Source organism: Kitasatospora sp. SUK 42 (assembly GCF_015776785.2).
GTDB lineage: Bacteria > Actinomycetota > Actinomycetes > Streptomycetales > Streptomycetaceae > Kitasatospora.
The window spans coordinates 1,569,528-1,589,259 of the sequence record NZ_LFMD02000003.1 but is presented as its reverse complement, the minus strand read 5'-3'; the positions used below and the strand labels follow the sequence as shown (position 1 = coordinate 1,589,259).

Here is a 19,732-nt window from a genome sequence, read left to right as displayed (position 1 = left end):
GAACACCATGTCCAAGCCCCTGCCGACGACGATCCGCACCCACTTCACCGCGCTGCGCGCGCTGCTGGTGCTCACGGTGATCCTGGGAGTCGCCTATCCGCTGCTGGTCACCGGGATCAGCCAGGTCGCGTTCAACGACAAGGCCAACGGCTCGTTCGTGAAGGCCGACGGCCGGCCGATCGGCTCCAGCCTGATCGGCCAGAACTACAACCTGCCCAAGGTCAACCCGGACGACCCGAAGGAGGAGCCCAAGCCGGACCCGAAGTTCTTCCAGCCCCGGCCCTCCGCCAACAACTACGCCGGCGACAACTCGGGCGCCAGCAACCTCGGCCCGAACAGCGACGACCTGCTCAAGGCCGTCAACGAACGCCGCGCCGCCGTCGCCGAGTTCGACGGCGTGGACCCGGCGGGCGTCCCGGCCGACGCGCTGACCGCCTCCGGCTCCGGCCTCGACCCGTACATCTCGACGGCCTACGCCAAGGAGCAGGTGAACCGGGTCGCCAAGGAGCGCGGCCTGCCGGCGGACACCGTCGCCAAGCTGGTCGACGAGTACACCGAGGGCCGCTCGCTCGGCTTCCTCGGGAACGAGGGCGTCAACGTCGTCCTGCTCAACAAGGCGATCAGCGAGCAGAAGTGACCGAGCCGAAGTGACCGAGCAGTGACATCACGACGACACCCGACGACAGGGTGACCGGGCCGACCCGGGCACGGGAGGATCACCTCCCGCGCCCGGGTCGGCCGCCCCGTATCCGCACCCGCGCACCTCCCAGCCGTCATCTCCCGATGGAAAGAAGCAGTGCCCATGGCCCGCGACCTCACCCCCGGCACCGGCATCCGCAACGGCCGGCTGAGGGTGTACCTCGGTTCCGCCCCGGGGGTCGGCAAGACCTTCCGGATGCTGGACGAGGCCCGGCGCAGACAGGAGCGCGGGGCCGATGTCGTGGTCGGGTACATCGAGTGCCACGGCCGCCGCCACACCGAGGCCATGCTCGAAGGCCTGGAGGTCCTGCCGCGCTCCCACCGCTCCTACCGCGACGCCGAGTTCGAGGAGATGGACCTGGACGCGGTGCTCGCCCGCCGCCCGTCCGTCGTGCTGGTGGACGAGCTGGCGCACACCAACATCCCCGGCGGCCGCCACGCCAAGCGCTGGCAGGACGTCGAGGAGCTGCTGGCCGCCGGGATCGACGTCATCACCACCGTCAACATCCAGCACCTGGAATCGCTGAACGACGTCGTCCAGAAGATCACCGGCATCCCGCAGCGCGAGACCGTCCCGGACGAGGTGGTTCGCCGGGCCGACCAGATCGAACTCGTCGACATGGCCCCGCAGGCGCTGCGCCGGCGCATGGCCCACGGCAACGTCTACAAGGCGGAGAAGGTGGACGCGGCGCTCTCCAACTACTTCCGGATCGGCAACCTCACCGCCCTGCGCGAACTCGCCCTGCTCTGGGTGGCCGGGCGGGTCGACGAGGGGCTGCGCGACTACCGGGCCAGCCACAACATCGACCGGGTCTGGGAGACCCGCGAGCGGGTCGTGGTCGCCCTCACCGGCGGCCCCGAGGGCGAGACCCTGATCAGACGCGCCGCCCGGATCGCCGACCGCACCGCCGGCGGAGACCTGCTGGCCGTCCACGTCTCCCGCAGCGACGGCCTGGCCGGCGCCTCCTCCGGCGCGCTCGCCCAGCAGCGGCTGCTGGTCGAGACCCTCGGCGGCAGCTACCACGTGGTGGTCGGCGACGACGTCCCGACCGCGCTGCTCACCTTCGCCCGCGCCCACGACGCCACCCAGCTGGTGCTCGGCACCAGCCGCCGCGGCCGGATCAACCGCTTCCTCACCGGCCCCGGCACCGGACAGACGACCGTGGACGACTCCGAGGACATCGACGTCCACATGGTCACCCACGAGTTCACCGGCCGCGGCCGACTGCCCTCGCTGGGCCGCCGCCACTCCAGGCGCCGCACCATCGCCGGCTACCTGGCGGGCTTCGTGGTGCCCTGGCTGCTCACCGTGGTGCTCTCCCAGGCGCACGAGAGCATCAACCTCACCACCGACGCGCTGATCTTCCAGCTCGGCGTGGTCATCGTCGCCCTGCTCGGCGGCGCCATGTCCGCCCTGGTGGCCTCGTTCATCGCCTCGGTGCTGCTGAACTACTACTTCATCCCGCCCGTCCACAGCCTGACCATCGGCGAGACCAACAACATCGTCGCCCTGGTGGTCTTCGCCGCCATCGCGCTCGCCGTCTCCACCGTGGTCGACCACGCCGGCCGGCTCACCACCAGGGCCGCCCGCGCCACCGCCGAGGCCGAGACCCTCTCCACCCTGGCCGGCAGCGTGCTGCGCGGCGCCGACGCGCTGCCCGCCCTGCTGGAGAAGTCCCGTACGGCCTTCGGCATGGACTCCGTCGCCCTGCTCTCCCGCAGCGGCGGCGAGGTGCTGGCCCACTGCCAGGCCGAGCACCCCGCCGCCGAGCCGGGGGAGGAGACCACCGAGGTCCCGGTCGGCGCCGACGCCGTCCTGGTCCTCGTCGGGCGCCGGCTGCCCGCCTCCGACCAGCGGGTGCTCACCGCCTTCGCGGCCCACGTCGGCGCGGCGCTGGAGCGCGAGCGGCTGGCCGTGGCCGCCGCCGAGGTCGAACCGATCAAGGCCGCCGACCGGATGCGCACCGCGCTGCTCGCCGCCGTCAGCCACGACCTGCGCACCCCGCTCGCCGCCGCCCGCGCCTCGGTCGGCTCGCTGCGCAGCCCGGACGTCGAGTTCTCGTCCGAGGACCAGGCCGAACTCCTGGCCACCGCTGACGAGTCGCTGGTCAAGCTCACCCGGCTGGTCGACAACCTGCTCGACATGAGCCGGTTGCAGGCGGGCGCGCTCACCCTGCACCTCACCGAGACCCACCTGGACGAGATCCTGCCCAGGGCGCTGGACAGCCTCCCCGACCCGTACGCGCCGGTCCAGCCGCTCGACCTGGACACCGCCCCGCCGGTGCTCGCCGACCCGCCGCTGCTGGAGCGGGTGCTCGCCAATGTGATCACCAACGCGCTGCGGTACAACGCCCCCGGCGCGCCCGTGCTGGTCACCGCCAGCCACCACGCCGACCAGGTCGAGATCCGGGTGATCGACCGCGGCCCCGGCATCGCCCCCGAGGACCGGGACCGGGTCTTCCTGCCCTTCCAGCGCCTCGGCGACACCGACAACACCACCGGGGTGGGCCTGGGCCTCGCCCTGTCCCGCGGCCTCGCCGAGGCCATGGGCGGCAGCCTGGAGGTCGAGGACACCCCCGGGGGCGGCACCACCATGCTGCTCACCCTGCCCGCCGTCACCGAGCCCGCCGTCACCGAGCCTGCCGTCCCTGGGGAGGAGCCACCTCATGAATGAAATCCTGATCGTGGACGACGAACCGGCCCTACTGCGCACCCTACGGATCAACCTCAGTGCCCGGCAGTACGCCGTCCGCACGGCCGCCAGTGGCGGCGAGGCGCTCGACCGGGCCGCGCACTCCGTGCCGGACGCCGTCCTGCTCGACCTCGGCCTGCCCGACCTCGACGGCATGGACGTGCTGCGCGGGCTGCGCACCCGCAGCGCGATGCCGATCATCGTGCTCTCCGGCCGGGCCGGAGCCGCCGACAAGGTCGGTGCCCTGGACGCGGGCGCCGACGACTACCTCACCAAGCCGTTCCTGATGGACGAATTGCTGGCCCGGCTGCGTGCCGTGCTGCGCCGGCCGTTGGGGGACGCCCCGCTGGGCCGCCCGGTGATCGGCGAGCACACCGTCGATCTCGCGGCCACCACGGTGACCGGCCCTGGCGGCCCGGTGCGGCTCACCCCGACCGAGTGGCGGATCCTCAGCCTGCTGCTCGCCAACCCCGGCCGGCTGGTGCCCGGGCGGCAGATCCTGCGGGAGGTGTGGGGCCCGGCCCAGGAGGCGCGCGGCAACTACCTGCGGGTCTACCTCGCAGGGCTGCGCCGCAAGCTGGAGCCTGACCCCGCCAGGCCGCGGCACCTGATCACCGAGCCGGGGATCGGGTACCGGTACGTGCCGTAGCGACCGGTGGGAACGTCAACGAGCCGTCAAGAGCCGGTCGGTGGGCGACAGGAGAGCGTCAAGGCCGGTCGGAGGCGGTCTTCCGTGGGCGTAGCGTCAGTGCTGCAGCGAGCGGGCCCTGCTCCATGTGGGGGAAGCCTGGGGCCGCTCCAGCCGCCGTCCAAGGACGGCCAGCAGGTGGGGGAGGGGCGCGCGACGCACGTCGCGCGCCCCCTTTGCTCTTTCAGCCCCCTCGGGGTGCTCCGGGCCCCTTCGGCTCTCTCCGGCTCGGGGGAGGGAGGGGGCTCAGCCGTCCGTGCCGCCGGACTGCCGGGGCAGCGCCAGCGTCACGGTGTCCGCGAACTCCCGCACCGCGCTGGTCCGGCTGACCACCCGGCCGCTGTGCACCACCAGCCGGCTGTGCCCGCCCGCGAGCGCCCCGGCCAGACTGTCCCCGCGCACCGCCAGCAGCTCCGCCGGGAACCCGGCGTCCACCCGGACCGGCGGCAGCCCGAGCACCGCCCGGGCCTGGTTCGCCACCGCGTCGTACGCCGCCTCCGGGTCCAACTCCCCGCTCGCGGCCAGCAGGTAGGCCGACTCCAGCGGATCGGCCCGGCCGACGGGGTTGGACTGGTCCCGCAGCGCGCCGCTGCCCGCCGCCAGCGGCACCCGGGCCGAGGCCAACTCCCGTACCAGGCCCGGCCGCAGGCCCGTCGGCCGGCCCTCCAGCCCGGTGCAGCCGCCGTTCTGCGGCAGGCAGACCACCCGTACCCCGCTGGTCGCCAGCACCGTCGACGCGCCCCGGGCCAGCGCCCCGCACGGGCCGAGTGCCACCCGTGGCCGCAGGGGTGCCAGGGCGCCTGCCATCCGGGCGAGTTGGGCCGACTCCGTGGCGGTGGTGTGCAGGTCGACCGGGCAGTCCGCCTCCCGGGCGGCCTCCAGCAGCAGTTGCACGTACCCGGCAGGGTCCGGGTCCAGCTCCGGGCAGCCGCCGGCCGCCGTGGCGCCCAGCTTGAGCGCCTCGCGCAGCTGGGCCCGCCCGTCCGCGCCGGCCCGGCCGGTCAGCAGACGGGGCATCGCCACCGCCTGGAGGTCGGCCAGCCCGCGCAGCGCCTGCCGGGCGGTGAGCACCGCCTCCAGTCGGTGCAGCCCGTGCACGTCGCCGATCCGTACGTGGGTGCGCTGGGCGGTGGCGCCGTAGCCGAGCGAGGTGAGCGCGGCCTCGGTGATCCGGCGGGTGAGGTCGGTGGAGGTCTCCGGCGGCGGGGTGGGCAGGGCGGCGGAGAAGGCGGTGTCGTAGTGGGCGTGCGCCTCGGCGGGGGCGGGGAGCAGCAGGTAGCCCCTGAGGTCGATCCGGGCGCCGGTGGTGACGGTGGGTGCGCCGGGCAGGGCGGGCAGCGGGCCGAGGCTGCCGACGGTGCCGACCGCCTGGATCCGGGCGCCGCTGATCCGGACGTCCACCACCCGCCCGTCGGTCAGCCGGGCGCCGGTGAGCAGCAGGACCGGACCGTGCCCGAGCGGGTTGGCCGCCGGGCCGGGCCCGGAGTGCGGCCCGTCGGCGGCTGCGCTGTCCATCGTCGGCTCCTTCTCGCGCTGGCCCCCGGGGCGGCTCGTGGCGGCCCGTGGGGATCGATCCCCGTGGGGATCGGCAGGTCTTCCGATCAATGAGCGACGAGCCTATGGGGCACGGGGGCGGGGCGACGGGAGGCGGGAAATAGTCGTATCGGGTCGGGGCGCAGGCCCGGCGGACCGCTCGAACGTCCGGCCGCGGATCGACCGTCCGCACACCTCGCCGACCTGCGGTCTTCGCCGCCGGATACGGATTTCACCTCTGGGCGCGGAACGTGTAATCTCTTCCTCGTTCGCCCCTATAGCTCAGTCGGTAGAGCGTCTCCATGGTAAGGAGAAGGTCTGCGGTTCGATTCCGCATGGGGGCTCTGGTGAGAAGCAGTCAGCTCCGGCTGTGCTGCGGATCACTGTGGCGGTGTAGCTCAGTTGGTAGAGCAAGCGGCTCATAATCGCTGTGTCACCGGTTCAAGTCCGGTCACCGCTACCCCGCGTAGTCGGTCGGGAGATCGCACTCCCGGTCGGCTACTCTTGTTGTGTTCTTATTCGTTGTCCAAGGAAGGCACTCCCGTGGCTGCCACCGACGTCCGCCCGAAGATCACGCTGGCCTGCGTGGAGTGCAAGGAGCGGAACTACATCACCAAGAAGAACCGGCGTAACGACCCGGACCGTCTTGAGATGAAGAAGCACTGCCCCCGCTGCAACTCGCACACCGCGCACCGCGAGACCCGCTGACCCTTTCGCAGGGCACCGGGCCTGTGTGAATTCAGGTCTTCGGCTCCGGGCCGCATCCCTCACCAGGGGTGCGGTCCGGAGCTGTTTTCGTATCCACCCGCGTTTCGAGGAGCTGCCATGGCGCTCGACCCGTCCTTCATCGGGCGTAGCTACCCGCCCACCGAGCCGTACGAGGTCGGCCGGGAGAAGATCCGCGAGTTCGCGATCGCGATCGGGGACGCCAACCCCGCGTACACCGACCCGGAGGCGGCGAAGGCGCTGGGCCACCGGGACGTGATCGCCCCGCCGACCTTCCCGTTCGTGATCACCTACCGCGCCGCCGGTCAGGTCGTCGAGGACCCGGAGCTGGGCCTGGACTACAGCCGGGTGGTGCACGGCGACCAGAAGTTCACCTACAGCCGCCCGGTGCAGGCCGGCGACCGGCTGACCGTCGCGGTCACCATCGACAACATCAAGTCGCTGGCCGGCAACGACGTGCTCACCGTGCGTGGCGAGGTGGTGGACGAGACCGGCGAGCACGTGGTGACGTCGGTCATGACGCTGGTGGCCCGGGCCGCCGACGAGGCGGGGGAGTGAGCGGCATGGCGATCAACTACGACGAGGTCGAGATCGGCACCGAGCTGCCGGCACAGTCCTTCCCGGTGACCCGCGCCACGCTGGTGCAGTACGCGGGCGCCTCCGGGGACTTCAACCCGATCCACTGGAACGAGAAGTTCGCGCTGGAGGTCGGCCTGCCGGACGTCATCGCGCACGGCATGTTCACCATGGCCGAGGCGATCCGGGTGGTCACCGACTGGGTCGGCGACCCGGCCGCGGTGGTCGACTACGGCGTCCGCTTCACCCGTCCGGTGCCGGTGCCCAACGACGGGGTCGGCGCGGTGGTCGAGGTCTCCGCCAAGGTGGTCAAGAAGCTGGACGACCGCAAGGTGCAGGTCGACCTGCTGGCCACCACGGGCGGGCAGAAGGTGCTCGGCCGCTCCCAGGCGGTCGTGCGGCTCGGCTGAGCCCGGGGCCGGCGCCCCGACGCCGGCCGCGCCGGGCCCGTACGGCGGGCTCCGGGCGCGGCTGCGCCGCTTGCGTAGATAGTGATTGGCCACTAACTTGCGGGGTATGGCGAAGTCGAGCATGCGGATGAGCGCGGAGGAGCGGCGCGAGAGCGTCATCCGGGCCGCGGTGATCGAGTTCGCCAGGAGCGGCTACCGGGGGACCTCCACCGAGACGATCGCCCGCCGGGTGGGCGTCTCGCAGCCGTACCTGTTCCGGCTCTTCCCGGGCAAGCAGGCGATCTTCAAGGCCGCCGCCGAGCGCTGCATCGAGGAGACCTGGCAGGTCTTCGACGAGGCCTCGGCCGGGCTGACCGGCGAGGCGGCCGCTGAGGCGATGTCCAAGGCGTACATCGGCCTGGTCGAGGACCGCGAGCAGCTGATGATGCAGATGCAGCTCTACGTCGCGGTGTTCGCGGGCGAGGCGGCGGAGGCGGACGAGATCGGGGAGGCCGCCCGAGCCGGGTGGCTCGACCTGTTCGACCGGGTGCGGATCCGGCTGGGCGGCAGCACGGAGGACGCGACCGCCTTCATGGCCTACGGGATGCTGATCAACACGCTGGTGGCGCCGGGTTTCCCCCGGGACCACCGGGTCTGGGACGGCTTCGGGCCGGAGGCCGACGAGGCGCCGGCCGACTAGCGGTCGTGCGGCGGCGCCGTGCGGCCGTTTTTGCGGCCCACAGAAGTTATTGATCAATAACTACCTAGAGGGGAACTGGGGGACGACATGCCGGAGAACGACGCCGTGTCGGAGAGCTCGGAAGGCTCCGAGCTCCTGGAGAAGCCGGGGGAGTCGGAGAAGCCGGGGGAGTTGGGGAAGTCGGGGGAGCCGGGGAAGCCGGAACAGAAGGAGTCCCCGCAGGCGCCAGGCCTCGGCCGGCTCGGCGTCTGGACCCTGGTGATCACCAGCATCGCGGGCTTCATGGCCAGCCTGGACAACCTGGTCGTCACCACCGCCCTGCCGTCCATCCGCGAGGACCTCGGCGGCGGGCTGTCCGACCTGGAGTGGACGGTCAGCGCCTACACCCTGGCCTTCGCCGTGCTGCTGATGTTCGGCGCGGCGCTCGGCGACCGCTTCGGCCGCCGCAGGATCTTCCTGTTCGGGCTCACCCCTCTTCACCGCCGGCTCCGCCGCGGCCGCGCTCTCGCCGGGCATCGGCGCGCTGATCGCCGCCCGCGCCGTCCAGGGTGCCGGGGCCGCGGTGTCGATGCCGCTCACCCTCACCCTGCTGACCACCGCGATACCGGCGGCCAAGCGCGGGCTGGCCTTCGGCATCTGGTCCGGTGTCAACGGCCTGGCCGTCGCCACCGGGCCGCTGGTCGGCGGCGCCCTGACCGAGCACTTCTCCTGGCAGTGGATCTTCTGGGTGAACGTCCCGGTCGGCGTCGTCCTGGTGCCGCTGGCCGCCCTGCGGCTGCGCGAGAGCCGGGGCGCCGCCACCCTGGACGCGATCGGCACGCTGCTGGTGAGCCTCGGCCTGTTCGGCGTCGTGCTCGGCCTGATCCGCGGCAACCCGGACGGCTGGGCCAGCCCGCTGGTGCTGGTCTCGCTGGGCGCCGGCGTCGCGCTGCTGATCGCCTTCGTGCTGTACGAGCAGCGCTGGGCCGCGCACCCGATGCTGCCGATGCGGCTGTTCCGCAACCGGGCGTTCTCCGCGGTCAACGGCTCCGGACTGCTGATGTTCCTCGGGATGTTCGGCTCGATCTTCCTGATCAGCCAGCACCTCCAGACCGCGGGCGGCTACACCCCGCAGGAGGCCGGCATCCGGATGCTCCCGTGGACGGGCATGCCGCTGATCGTCGCGCCGATCGCGGGCATCCTGGCCGACCGCTTCGGCGGCCGCCCGGTCGTGGTCACCGGACTGGTGCTGCAGGCCCTCGGCCTGGCGCTCTACGGGGTGATCACCGGTGCGCACCCGCACTACGAGTACGGCCCGGTGGTGCCCGCCGTGGTGCTCTGCGGCATCGGCATGTCGCTCTACTTCGCGCCGACCGCCGCCCTGGTGATGGACAGCGTCCGGCCTCAGGAGCAGGGCATCGCCTCCGGCGCCAACAACGCGCTGCGCGAGGTCGGCGGCGCGCTCGGCGTGGCCGTGCTGTCGGCGGTGTTCTCGGCGCAGGGTGGGTACGGCTCGGAGCGGTCCTTCGTCGACGGGCTGGTGCCCGCGCTGTACGTCGGCGCCGGGGTGGTCCTGGTGGCGGCGCTGTGCGCGCTGCTGCTGCCGCGCCGGGCGAAGGCGCCCGCCGGCGCCGAGCCGACGGACGGCGAGCCGACCGGCGGCGAGGGCGCCGGGGACGCCGGGCAGCCGGTGATCGAGCCGGTCAAGGCCTGAGACCCCCACGAGGAGCCGCTTCCCGGGAGGCGGCTCCTCGTCGCCCCCGTACGCTAAGGGGCGTGCTGGTAGAAAACGACGCCCCCCTCGCCCCGCTGACCACGCTCCGGCTCGGCGGCCCGGCCCGCCGCCTGGTGACCGCGCACACCGACGACGAGGTGATCGCCGCCGTCCGCGAGGCGGACGCGGCCGGCGAGCCGCTGCTGGTCCTCGGCGGCGGCTCGAACCTGGTGATCGGCGACGCCGGCTACCCCGGCACCGTGCTGCGGATCGCCACCACCGGTTTCGCCCTGGACGGCACCGTGCTGGAGCTGGCGGCCGGCGAGGTGTGGTCGGAGGCGGTCGCCCGCGCGGTGCGTGAGCACGGCCTGGCCGGCATCGAGTTCCTGGCCGGTATCCCCGGCTCGGCCGGCGCCACCCCGGTGCAGAACGTCGGCGCGTACGGCCAGGAGGTCGCCCAGACGATCACCGAGGTGGTCGCGTACGACCGCACGGCCGGTGAGGTGGTCACGCTGACGAACGCCGAGTGCGCGTTCTCCTACCGGCACAGCCGCTTCAAGGCCGAGTCGGATCGCTACGTGGTGCTGCGGGTGCGGTTCGCCCTGGAGGACCACGCGGGGCTCTCCACCCCGGTCCGGTACGCGGAGGTGGCGAGGCACTTCGGCGTCGAGCAGGACGAGCGGGTGCCGCTGGAGCAGGCCCACGAGGCGGTGCTGGGGCTGCGCGCCGGCAAGGGCATGGTGCTGGACCCGGCGGACCACGACACCTGGTCGGCCGGCTCCTTCTTCACCAACCCGGTGCTCACGGCCGCGCAGTACGAGTCCTTCCGCACCCGCCCGGGCGCCGAGAACGCCCCGGCCTACCCGGCCCCGGAGGGCTGCACCAAGACCTCGGCGGCCTGGCTGATCGACAAGGCGGGCTTCGGCAAGGGCTACGGCAGCGGCCCGGCGACGCTCTCCACCAAGCACACCCTGGCGCTCACCAACCGCGGTTCGGCCACCGCCGAGGACCTGCTGGCGCTGGCCCGGGAGATCCGGGACGGGGTCCGCGAGGCCTTCGGGGTGGAGCTGGTGAACGAGCCGGTGATGGTCGGGGTCAAGCTCTAGGGGTCAAGCTCCAGGGGACAGGCCCCGGCGGGGGCGAGCCCTAGGCGGGAGCGCCCACCAGCCAAGCGTCGATGTCCGCCAGCAGCTCCTTGCGGACGCCCTCGGGCGCGCACGAGCCGCGCACCGACTGCCGGGCGAGCTCGGCGAGTTCGGCGTCGCTGAAGCCCAGGACGTCGCGGGTCAGGTCGTACTGGGCGGCCAGCCGGCTGCCGAACAGCAGCGGGTCGTCCGCGCCCAGGGCCAGCGGCACCCCGGCGTCGAACAGCCGGCGCAGCGGCACCTCCTCGGGGTTCTCGTACACGCCGAGCGAGACGTTGGAGGAGGGGCAGACCTCGCAGGTGATCTGGCGGTCGGCCAGCCGCGCCATCAGCCGCTGGTCCTCGGCGGCCCGCACGCCGTGCCCGATCCGGCCGGCGCCCAGGTCGTCCAGGCAGTCCCGGACGGACTCCGGGCCGGCCAGCTCGCCGCCGTGGGGGGCGGCCAGCAGCCCGCCCTTGCGGGCGATCTCGAAGGCCCGGTCGAAGTCCCGGGCCAGGCCCCGGCGCTCGTCGTTGGACAGTCCGAAGCCGACCACGCCCCGGTCGGCGTACCGGACGGCGAGCCGGGCGAGCGTCCGGGCGTCCATCGGGGACTTCATCCGGTTCGCCGCGACCAGCACCCGGATGCCCACCCCGGTGGCCTCGGCGGCGCCGTCCACCGCGTCCAGGATCAGCTCCAGGGCGGGGATCAGCCCGCCGAGCCGGGGAGCGTAGGAGGTCGGGTCGACCTGGATCTCCAGCCAGCGGGAGCCGTCGCGCCGCTCGTCCTGCGCGGTCTCCAGGACCAGCCGGCGGATGTCCTCCTCGTCCCGGAGCACCGAGCGGGCGGTGTCGTACAGGCGCTGGAAGCGGAACCAGCCGCGTTCGTCGGTGGCCCGCAGTCGGGGCGGCTCGCCGGAGCTGAGCGCCTCCGGCAGCCGGACGCCGTGCTTGTCGGCCAGCTCCAGCAGGGTGGCGGGCCGCATCGAGCCGGTGAAGTGCAGGTGCAGGTGGGCCTTCGGGAGGCCCCTGACGTCTCGCGGGTTCAACAGGCGTTCCATTCGCTGATATTGCCGCATGTGACCCCCAAACGGGAACCGCCCTCTTTCCATCCCCCGAAGGGGTGAAAGAGGGCGGTGCGCCGGGTGAATCCCGTGCGGCGAGTTGACGTCCGTACCGGAACCGACCCGGCCCGGCGTCAACCCGACGGCCCGGAGTCAACCCACCGGACCGGTGCGAGCCGATCGGACCGGCGTCAGTCGCGGGCCTCGCCGAGCAGCTTCTGGACCCGGCTGACGCCCTCGACCAGGTCGGCGTCGCCGAGCGCGTAGGAGAGCCGCAGGTAGCCCGGGGTGCCGAAGGCCTCGCCCGGGACGACCGCGACCTCGGCCTCGTCCAGGATCAGGGCGGCCAGCTCGCCGGAGGTCTGCGGGCGCTTGCCGCGGATCTCCTTGCCCAGCAGGCCCTTGACCGACGGGTACGCGTAGAACGCGCCCTCGGGCTCGGGGCAGATGACGCCCTCGATCTCGTTCAGCATCCGCACGATGGTCTTGCGGCGGCGGTCGAAGGCCTCGCGCATCTCGGCGACCGCGTCCAGGTCGCCCGCGACGGCGGCCAGCGCGGCCCGCTGGGCGACGTTGGAGACGTTCGAGGTGGCGTGCGACTGGAGGTTGGTCGCGGCCTTGATCACGTCCTTGGGGCCGATCACCCAGCCCACCCGCCAGCCGGTCATCGCGTAGGTCTTGGCGACCCCGTTGACCACGATGCACTTGTCGGCCAGCTCGGGCAGCAGGGCCGGCAGCGAGGTGAAGGTGGCGTCACCGTAGACCAGGTGCTCGTAGATCTCGTCGGTGAGCACCCACAGACCGTGCTCCAGCGCCCAGCGGCCGATCGCCTCGGCCTCGGACTCGGTGTACACCGCGCCGGTCGGGTTGGACGGCGAGACGAACAGCACCACCTTGGTGTTCTCGGTGCGAGCGGCCTCCAGCTGCTCGACCGAGACCTTGTAGCCGGTGGTCTCGTCGGACACGACCTCCACCGGGACACCGCCGGCCAGCTGGACCGACTCCGGGTAGGTGGTCCAGTACGGGGCCGGGATGATGACCTCGTCGCCCGGGTCCAGGATCGCGGCGAAGGCCTCGTAGATGGCCTGCTTGCCGCCGTTGGTGACCAGCACCTGGGAGGCGTCCACCTCGTAGCCGGAGTCGCGCAGCGTCTTGGCGGCGATCGCGGCCTTCAGCTCGGGCAGGCCACCCGCCGGGGTGTAGCGGTGGTTCTTCGGGTCGCGGCAGGCCTCGACGGCCGCCTCGACGATGTAGTCCGGCGTGGGGAAGTCGGGCTCGCCGGCACCGAAGCCGATCACCGGCCGGCCGGCCGCCTTGAGTGCCTTGGCCTTGGCGTCCACGGCGAGGGTCGCGGACTCGGCGATCGCGCCGATCCGGGCGGAGACCCGGCGGTCGGCGGGACGGATGGAAGGGTCGGGCTGCGGGGTGGAAGCGCTCATGCCTGCATCGTCGCAGAACCGGGACGGACCGGGCATGGCGGTTCCAGCATCCGTACGGCTCCGTCCGCATCGCGGCCCCGCCGATCCGCCGGTGTCCGCCGCGCCCGGCCGCAGATCCGTCGGGCGGGGGGTGGCCCCGGAATAAGAGGTTCGACCAAACACCCCCCGACCACGTACACTCACTGATCGACGGCCCGCCGAAAAAGAACCGGAGCTTTCACCGCCTGTACAGACAGCGGGGGGAGATGCGGTAGGTTGGTCGCCACCGGAGCCGCGAGGTTCCGTAGGGCAATAGCTCAATTGGTAGAGCACCGGTCTCCAAAACCGGCGGTTGGGGGTTCGAGTCCCTCTTGCCCTGCTGCTCGATTCGTTTCCAGCCCGTTCGCTCCACAGGAGTGAGCGGGCTTGACGCGGAGAAGGCACCGATCAGCACCGCTTAAGCCGACCGCTCGTGCCTGTTCCGGGTACGCAGGTGATGTTCGGCCGGACCCGGATTCAGGTGAGGACGAGTGACGGAGACCACGGGCTCCACCGCAACGCCTGAGAGCGGCAACCCCGAGGGGGCCGAGGGCGCTGCCGAGAGCACGCCCGTCGAGGGCGAGAAGAAGTCCGGCAAGCAGAAGAAGTCCGGCAAGCGGGCCAAGAAGGGCCTGTTCGCGCGGATGGCCCTGTTCTACCGCCAGATCATCGCCGAGCTGCGCAAGGTCGTCTGGCCCACCAAGGGCGAGCTCACCAGCTACACGAGCGTCGTGGTCACCTTCGTCGTGGTCATGATGGGCATCGTGGCCGGCCTGGACTACGGCTTCTCCAAGCTGAGCCTCTTCGTCTTCGGCTGACCGGCCGCCCCACCTCCGAAACACCTCCCGACCCGGGCCGAATTCCTCGGCCCGGGTCGAGCTGTCGGCGGCGGACGTACGCGCGCGTACCGTGGACTCGGTACTGTTGAAGTCTCCGAGACCTCTCCTGGCGCCCGCGCGAGCGGCCGCGCGCCGGTCCGGTTTCGGAGAGCGCCACCTTCACCATCTCCAGGAAAGAAGCAGCCACCGTGTCTGAGTCCCCCCTGTACGACGCCGACGAGACCGTCCGCGAGGCGGATGTCGCCGCCGAGCTGGACGCGGCCGAGCTGGCTGACGACGCCGAGTCCGCCGAGCAGATCGTGGACGCCGCGGACAGCGACGAGGACGAGGTCGAGGCGTACGACGAGGCCGAGGCCGGCGAGCCCGCCGAGGAGGCCGCGCTGCACGTGGAGGGCGACGAGGAGCTCGCCGCCGAGGAGGCCGTCGCCGAGGACGCTGCCGAGGCCGAGGCCGAGGTCGAGGTCGACCCCGTCGCCAAGTTCCGCGAGGACCTGCGCTTCATGCCGGGTGAGTGGTACGTGATCCACACCTACGCCGGCTACGAGAACCGGGTGAAGCAGAACCTGGAGCAGCGCGCCGTCTCGCTGAACGTCGAGGAGTACATCTTCCAGGCCGAGGTGCCGCAGGAGGAGGTCGTCCAGATCAAGAACGGCGACCGCAAGACCATCCGCCAGAACAAGCTCCCCGGCTACGTCCTGGTGCGCATGGACCTCACCCCGGAGTCCTGGGGCGTCGTGCGCAACACCCCGGGTGTCACCGGCTTCGTCGGCAACGCCTACGACCCGTACCCGCTGACCCTGGACGAGGTCGTCAAGATGCTCGCCCCCGACGTCGAGCGTCAGGCCGCCAAGGAGGCCGGCAAGGCCTCGCCGGTCCGCCCGGTCGAGGTCCAGGTGCTGGACTTCGAGGTCGGCGACTCGGTCACCGTCACCGACGGTCCGTTCGCGACCCTCCAGGCGACCATCAACGAGATCAACCCCGACTCGAAGAAGGTCAAGGGCCTGGTCGAGATCTTCGGCCGGGAGACCCCGGTCGAGCTCTCCTTCGACCAGATCCAGAAGAACTAGTCACACGGTCTTCGGATTCGGGGCGGGGCCGAGAGGTCCTGCCCCGAATCCGTTTTGGTCCAGCGGCGTGAACGCGTTAGCCTGGTCCGATGTGTGTGCTGGCGACCGGGTGTCGCCCCGGTTCGGCACGCACCAGCAATCACCTCTCGGAAGGACCCGGAGAGACATGCCTCCCAAGAAGAAGAAGATCACGGGGCTTATCAAGCTCCAGATCAACGCCGGCGCGGCCAACCCGGCGCCGCCGGTCGGCCCCGCGCTGGGTCAGCACGGCGTCAACATCATGGAGTTCTGCAAGGCCTACAACGCTGCGACCGAGTCGCAGCGCGGCATGATCGTGCCGGTGGAGATCACGGTCTACGAGGACCGTTCCTTCACCTTCATCACGAAGACGCCGCCGGCCGCGCGCCTCATCCTGAAGGCCGCCGGTATCGACAAGGGCTCCAGCGAGCCGCACAAGACCAAGGTCGCCAAGCTCACCAGCGCCCAGGTCCGCGAGATCGCCACCACCAAGATGCCCGACCTGAACGCCAACGACCTGGATGCCGCGGAGAAGATCATCGCCGGCACCGCCCGGTCGATGGGCATCACCGTCGAGGGCTGATCAGCCCCCGTCCCGCCAGGGACAAACCGGCTCAGCCGTCTCTGTGGTAGGGCCAGCGCAGGCCCGTAACACCACGACTCCCATCACCATTCAGGAGCAGCCATGAAGCGCAGCAAGGCCCTGAAGGCCGCGGACGCCCAGGTCGACCGCGAGCGCCTTTACGCCCCCCTCGAGGCCGTCCGCCTCGCCAAGGCGACCAGCACCACCAAGTTCGACGGCACCGTTGAGGTCGCCATGCGTCTGGGCGTCGACCCGCGCAAGGCCGACCAGATGGTCCGCAGCACCGTGATCCTCCCGCACGGCACCGGTAAGACCGCTCGGGTCCTGGTCTTCGCGACCGGCGAGCGTGCCGAGGCCGCGCGTGCTGCGGGTGCCGACATCGTCGGCTCCGACGAGCTCATCGACGAGGTCGCCAAGGGCCGCCTCGACTTCGACGCCGTCGTCGCCACCCCGGACCTCATGGGCAAGGTCGGCCGCCTGGGCCGCGTGCTCGGTCCCCGTGGTCTGATGCCGAACCCGAAGACCGGCACCGTGACCCCGGACGTGGCCAAGGCCGTGAACGAGATCAAGGGCGGCAAGATCGAGTTCCGCGTCGACAAGCACTCGAACCTGCACTTCATCATCGGTAAGGCCTCCTTCACCGACGAGCAGCTGGTCGAGAACTACGCCGCCGCGCTGGACGAGGTGCTCCGCGCCAAGCCGTCCGCCGCCAAGGGCCGCTACATCAAGAAGACCGCGATCTCGACCACCATGGGCCCCGGCATCCAGGTGGACCCGAACCGCACCCGCAACCTCCTCGTCGAGGAGGACCCGGCCGCGGTCTGAGCCTGAGCGCTCAACAGCAGTCCGTACGACGGGCCCGTACCCCCTTCACCGGGGGTGCGGGCCCGTCGTCGTTCTCCGGCGGGACGGGCGCGGGGCGCGGCGCGGAAACGGTTGCCGGATCGGGACACGGGCGGATGGGAACGGTTGGTCGAGTCGTCGTACGCTCTGCCGGTCAGACCGTGTGAAGAACCCGTGACCGTCGGAGTGTGCCGTGCCGCCCGCCCTTCGCCCCGCCGCCCTCGCGGCGGTCCTGCTGCTGATCGGCGCCACCACCGGGTGCAGCCTGCTGGCAGCTCCGGGCACCCGCGTCCCGGGCGAGCCGGCGCCGGTGCCGCCCAAGCAGGTGGTGCTCACGGCGGCGCAGGCGCTGGACGACAGCGGAGGCGCCCGGGTCGAGGTGCTGCGGGAGGGCCCGGACGGGCGGCGCACCGCGAGCGGCACGCTGGCCTGGGGCGACCGGGACGAGGCCGAGCTGACCGTCACCGACGAACTGGGCACCGGGCACCTGACCCTCCGGGACGGCGGGATCGACCTCGCCTACCAGGGCGGCGCGGCCAAGCACGCCGACCGCGGCACCGCGGAGTCGCTGGACCCGCGGGCGGGCACCGACCCCGCCGGTTACGCGGGCGGCTGGACGACCGCGCTGATCACCAACCCGGGCAGCCGCGCGTACGCGATCGCCCAGACCGGCCGGATCGGCTCGCTCGGCGGCGAGCAACTCGCCGGAACGACCGTCGCGCACTACCGGGGTTCCGCGCCGGTGGCCGACTACTTCGGCGCGGACGGGGAGTTGACCCCGCAGCGGCTCGCCGCGGTGGTGGACTGGTACCGGCAGCGCGGGGTGGCGGAGGTCGGCTACGACCTCTGGATCGGGCCCGGCCCGCAGTTGTTGAGGCTGCGTGAGACGGTGCGGGGGAGTGCCGGGACCACGGTGACCACGACGGACGTGTCGGGCCCCGATACCGGGGGCGGGACACCGGCCGCGGGCGGGTGAGGTGGGCCGGATATCCGGTCCCGGAGCGTTCCGACGATCCGTTAGAGTCCGCGTGAGAAGAAGCTGAAAATCGGCTCTTCCGAAGGCAGAAACCACGGGGGTACCTCCATGCGCGCTGTGCGCCTCGCCTCGACCGTCGTGACGGCCGTCGTCCTGCTGGGCGCCGTCACCGCCTGCGGAAGCAAGGGCGGTAACGACGCCAAGGGCGGCGACGCCAAGAGCACCGACGCCAAGGGCGGCGGTGACCCGCTCGCGGCCGCGCTGGCCGGGGACCCGAAGGCGGCGCTCGCCGCCTCGGCCGTGGTGATGCAGAAGGCCGGCAACGGCAAGGTCGGCATGACCTCCCCGGACGCCTCCAACCCCAGCGGCAACGGCAGCGCGGACTGGAAGGACCCGGCCAAGTCGGCCGTGGACGTGTCCACCGACATCGAGGGCAAGAAGGTCAAGATCCGGGTGATCGGCGCCGACGCCTACATCGGCGGCGACGACGCCCTGGCCCCTGCCCTGGGCGGCAAGCACTGGGTCAAGGTGCCCGCCTCGGAGGAGATGGGCGACGCCTTCCTGGTGATGGGCCAGATGATGAACCCGGTCGTCCAGCTCACCGTCGCCGCCGAGAGCGGCAAGCTCAGCAAGGTCGGCCAGGAGACCGTGGACGGCGTCCCGACCGTCCACCTGCGGGCGGTCGAGGACACCACCACCCTGGTGGGCCGGATGACCACGCTCTCGGCGGACCAGCGCCAGTTCGTCCAGAAGACGCTGGAGGAGGACGGCAAGTCCCTCACCATCGACTTCTGGCTGAACGGCAAGCAGGAACTCGTCAAGTACCAGGAGTACGGCGACACCAGCGGCGAGTCGAAGGCCGTCACCATCGCGTACTCGGACCTCGGCAAGGCCGAGAAGGTCGAGGCGCCCGCCGCCGGGGACCTCGGTTCCCAGGCCGACCTCCTCAAGCTGCTCGGCTGATCCGGCCGGGGCCCACCCACTCCCACCGCACCCCGTACAACCGACCGGCTACCTCCTCGGGCCCGACGGGGGCCCGGGGATCCTCAAGGGGGGAATCATGGCTGGAACCCGCAAGACCGCCGTCGCCGTCGTCCTCGCCGCCCTGGCGCTGACCGCGACCGCCTGCAACGACACCAGGAGCGACGGCAAGAACGCCGCGCCGGCCGCGCCGACCGCGGCCGCGTCGTCCGCTGCCGTGCCGTCCGCCGCCGCCACGCCGTCCGCCGTGGCCACGCCGACCAAGGTGAGCCCGGCGGCCTTCCTGGAGCAGGTCACCCAGAAGACCAGCGCGGCCAAGTCGGCCAAGGTCACCGAGACGATCACGGTCGGCGAGGTCGTCATGAAGGGCGACGGTGCGATCGCCTGGGCCGACGGCCTCCAGGGCGAGCTCACGATGGACCTGTCCGGCTCCCCGCTGGGCAAGGCCATGTCGGGCCTCACCGGCAGCCAGTCCGCGCCGTACCGCTTCACCAAGGACGGGATGTTCCTGCGGATGGGCGGCGAGGCGGTCGACGCCCTGGGCGGCAAGCACTGGGTGCACTACAGCCAGGCCGACCAGGCCAAGGCCTCCGGCGGGATGTCCGACCAGCTCAAGAGCGCGGACCCGGTCGAGGGCGTGCGGGCGCTGATCGCCACCGGCAAGGTGACCGAGGTCGGCCAGGAGACGGTGGCCGGCAAGGCCACCACCCACTACAGCGGTGTGCTCAACGCCGACGAGATAGCCGCCGCGGCCGGCAAGAGCATGACCCAGGACCAGCTCGACCAGCTGAAGGAGAAGCTGACCGCCGCCGGCCTGTCCCAGGAGACGATCGACGTCTGGGTGGACGCCGACCAGCTGGTCGTCCAGCGGACCGAGGCGGGCGACACCAAGGCCGGCGCCTTCAAGGCCGGCGTCCTCTACTCGGACTACGGCGTCGCGGTCACCACCACCGCGCCGGCCGCGTCCGACACCGTCGAGGCGGCCGAGCTGATGAAGCTCGCCAAGCAGGGCTGACCCCGGCCCGTACGGGGGGACCGGGCGGGGCGGCCGAGCTCCGTCCGGTCCGCCGTCGGCGCCCCCGGCT

General features: G+C 72.0%; 18 protein-coding genes, 3 tRNA genes and 1 pseudogene. 19 read left to right on the top strand and 3 right to left on the bottom strand.

The genetic code is table 11. The features are described 5' to 3' along the window. The first annotated feature begins 7 nt into the window (after positions 1 to 7). The 3 genes from kdpC to RZ50_RS16835 all read left to right on the top strand — a co-directional run bounded on the left by kdpC (position 8) and on the right by RZ50_RS16835 (position 4,040). A complete protein-coding gene (gene kdpC, locus RZ50_RS16845) occupies positions 8 to 637 on the top strand; it encodes a potassium-transporting ATPase subunit KdpC (protein ID WP_196951104.1) in 630 nt (209 codons plus the stop codon). 165 nt (positions 638 to 802) lie between these two features. Next, positions 803 to 3,373, top strand: a complete 2,571-nt coding sequence (locus RZ50_RS16840) for a sensor histidine kinase KdpD (protein ID WP_196951105.1) — start codon at positions 803 to 805, stop codon at positions 3,371 to 3,373. Continuing rightward, complete coding sequence (locus tag RZ50_RS16835; RefSeq protein WP_196951106.1) at positions 3,366 to 4,040, top strand: response regulator; 675 nt, start codon at positions 3,366 to 3,368, stop codon at positions 4,038 to 4,040. The genes RZ50_RS16840 and RZ50_RS16835 overlap by 8 nt, the downstream gene beginning before the upstream one ends. 285 nt (positions 4,041 to 4,325) lie before the next feature. On the opposite strand, the gene RZ50_RS16830 is transcribed toward RZ50_RS16835, so the two are convergent. Beyond that, positions 4,326 to 5,594, bottom strand: a complete 1,269-nt coding sequence (locus RZ50_RS16830) for a hydrolase (protein WP_196951107.1) — start codon at positions 5,592 to 5,594, stop codon at positions 4,326 to 4,328. A 289-nt stretch (positions 5,595 to 5,883) separates the two neighbouring features. Here RZ50_RS16830 and RZ50_RS16825 point away from each other — a divergent pair. From RZ50_RS16825 to RZ50_RS16790, 8 genes and pseudogenes are all read left to right on the top strand, one after another. Beyond that, positions 5,884 to 5,956 (top strand) — tRNA-Thr (locus RZ50_RS16825). A 43-nt stretch (positions 5,957 to 5,999) separates the two neighbouring features. Next, positions 6,000 to 6,072 (top strand) — tRNA-Met (locus RZ50_RS16820). Positions 6,073 to 6,155: 83 nt separating this feature from the next. Further along, positions 6,156 to 6,320 carry a 50S ribosomal protein L33 gene (rpmG, locus tag RZ50_RS16815; RefSeq protein ID WP_006604855.1) on the top strand — a complete coding sequence of 55 codons (165 nt, stop codon included), beginning with the start codon at positions 6,156 to 6,158 and terminating at the stop codon, positions 6,318 to 6,320. Between the two features lie 117 nt (positions 6,321 to 6,437). Next, positions 6,438 to 6,896, top strand: coding sequence for a MaoC family dehydratase N-terminal domain-containing protein (locus RZ50_RS16810; RefSeq protein ID WP_196951108.1), 459 nt, complete (start codon positions 6,438 to 6,440; stop codon positions 6,894 to 6,896). Between the two features lie 5 nt (positions 6,897 to 6,901). After that, the gene (locus RZ50_RS16805; RefSeq protein ID WP_196951109.1) at positions 6,902 to 7,324 is read left to right on the top strand and encodes a MaoC family dehydratase; all 423 of its coding nucleotides are present in this window, start codon (positions 6,902 to 6,904) and stop codon (positions 7,322 to 7,324) included. 106 nt (positions 7,325 to 7,430) lie between these two features. Next, positions 7,431 to 8,003 (top strand): TetR/AcrR family transcriptional regulator, encoded by a 573-nt coding sequence (locus tag RZ50_RS16800; protein ID WP_254802515.1) that lies wholly within the window; start codon positions 7,431 to 7,433, stop codon positions 8,001 to 8,003. Between the two features lie 282 nt (positions 8,004 to 8,285). Then, positions 8,286 to 9,696 (top strand): annotated as a pseudogene (locus RZ50_RS16795) (MFS transporter). A 62-nt stretch (positions 9,697 to 9,758) separates the two neighbouring features. Further along, a complete protein-coding gene (locus RZ50_RS16790) occupies positions 9,759 to 10,802 on the top strand; it encodes a UDP-N-acetylmuramate dehydrogenase (RefSeq protein WP_196951771.1) in 1,044 nt (347 codons plus the stop codon). A gap of 40 nt (positions 10,803 to 10,842) precedes the next feature. On the opposite strand, the gene RZ50_RS16785 is transcribed toward RZ50_RS16790, so the two are convergent. Next, a complete protein-coding gene (locus tag RZ50_RS16785; RefSeq protein ID WP_196951772.1) occupies positions 10,843 to 11,880 on the bottom strand; it encodes an adenosine deaminase in 1,038 nt (345 codons plus the stop codon). A gap of 194 nt (positions 11,881 to 12,074) precedes the next feature. Continuing rightward, entirely contained in the window at positions 12,075 to 13,322 is a 1,248-nt protein-coding gene (locus RZ50_RS16780) for a pyridoxal phosphate-dependent aminotransferase (protein ID WP_196951773.1), read from the bottom strand. A 285-nt stretch (positions 13,323 to 13,607) separates the two neighbouring features. On the opposite strand from RZ50_RS16780, the gene RZ50_RS16775 reads away from it, so the two are divergent. The 8 genes from RZ50_RS16775 (at position 13,608) to RZ50_RS16740 (ending at position 19,662) form a co-directional block, all read left to right on the top strand. Next, positions 13,608 to 13,680 (top strand) — tRNA-Trp (locus RZ50_RS16775). Between the two features lie 151 nt (positions 13,681 to 13,831). Then, entirely contained in the window at positions 13,832 to 14,158 is a 327-nt protein-coding gene (gene secE, locus RZ50_RS16770; protein ID WP_196951774.1) for a preprotein translocase subunit SecE, read from the top strand. Positions 14,159 to 14,367: 209 nt separating this feature from the next. Then, on the top strand, positions 14,368 to 15,246 hold the full coding sequence (nusG, locus tag RZ50_RS16765; RefSeq protein ID WP_196951775.1) for a transcription termination/antitermination protein NusG: 879 nt from the start codon (positions 14,368 to 14,370) through the stop codon (positions 15,244 to 15,246). Between the two features lie 166 nt (positions 15,247 to 15,412). Next, a complete protein-coding gene (gene rplK, locus RZ50_RS16760; protein ID WP_196951776.1) occupies positions 15,413 to 15,847 on the top strand; it encodes a 50S ribosomal protein L11 in 435 nt (144 codons plus the stop codon). Positions 15,848 to 15,949: 102 nt separating this feature from the next. After that, positions 15,950 to 16,672 (top strand): 50S ribosomal protein L1, encoded by a 723-nt coding sequence (gene rplA, locus RZ50_RS16755; protein ID WP_196951777.1) that lies wholly within the window; start codon positions 15,950 to 15,952, stop codon positions 16,670 to 16,672. Positions 16,673 to 16,883: 211 nt separating this feature from the next. Further along, positions 16,884 to 17,666, top strand: a complete 783-nt coding sequence (locus RZ50_RS16750; RefSeq protein WP_196951778.1) for a hypothetical protein — start codon at positions 16,884 to 16,886, stop codon at positions 17,664 to 17,666. A 108-nt stretch (positions 17,667 to 17,774) separates the two neighbouring features. Continuing rightward, positions 17,775 to 18,629 carry a hypothetical protein gene (locus tag RZ50_RS16745; RefSeq protein WP_196951779.1) on the top strand — a complete coding sequence of 285 codons (855 nt, stop codon included), beginning with the start codon at positions 17,775 to 17,777 and terminating at the stop codon, positions 18,627 to 18,629. A 97-nt stretch (positions 18,630 to 18,726) separates the two neighbouring features. Then, positions 18,727 to 19,662, top strand: a complete 936-nt coding sequence (locus tag RZ50_RS16740) for a hypothetical protein (RefSeq protein ID WP_196951780.1) — start codon at positions 18,727 to 18,729, stop codon at positions 19,660 to 19,662. Positions 19,663 to 19,732 lie beyond the last annotated feature (70 nt).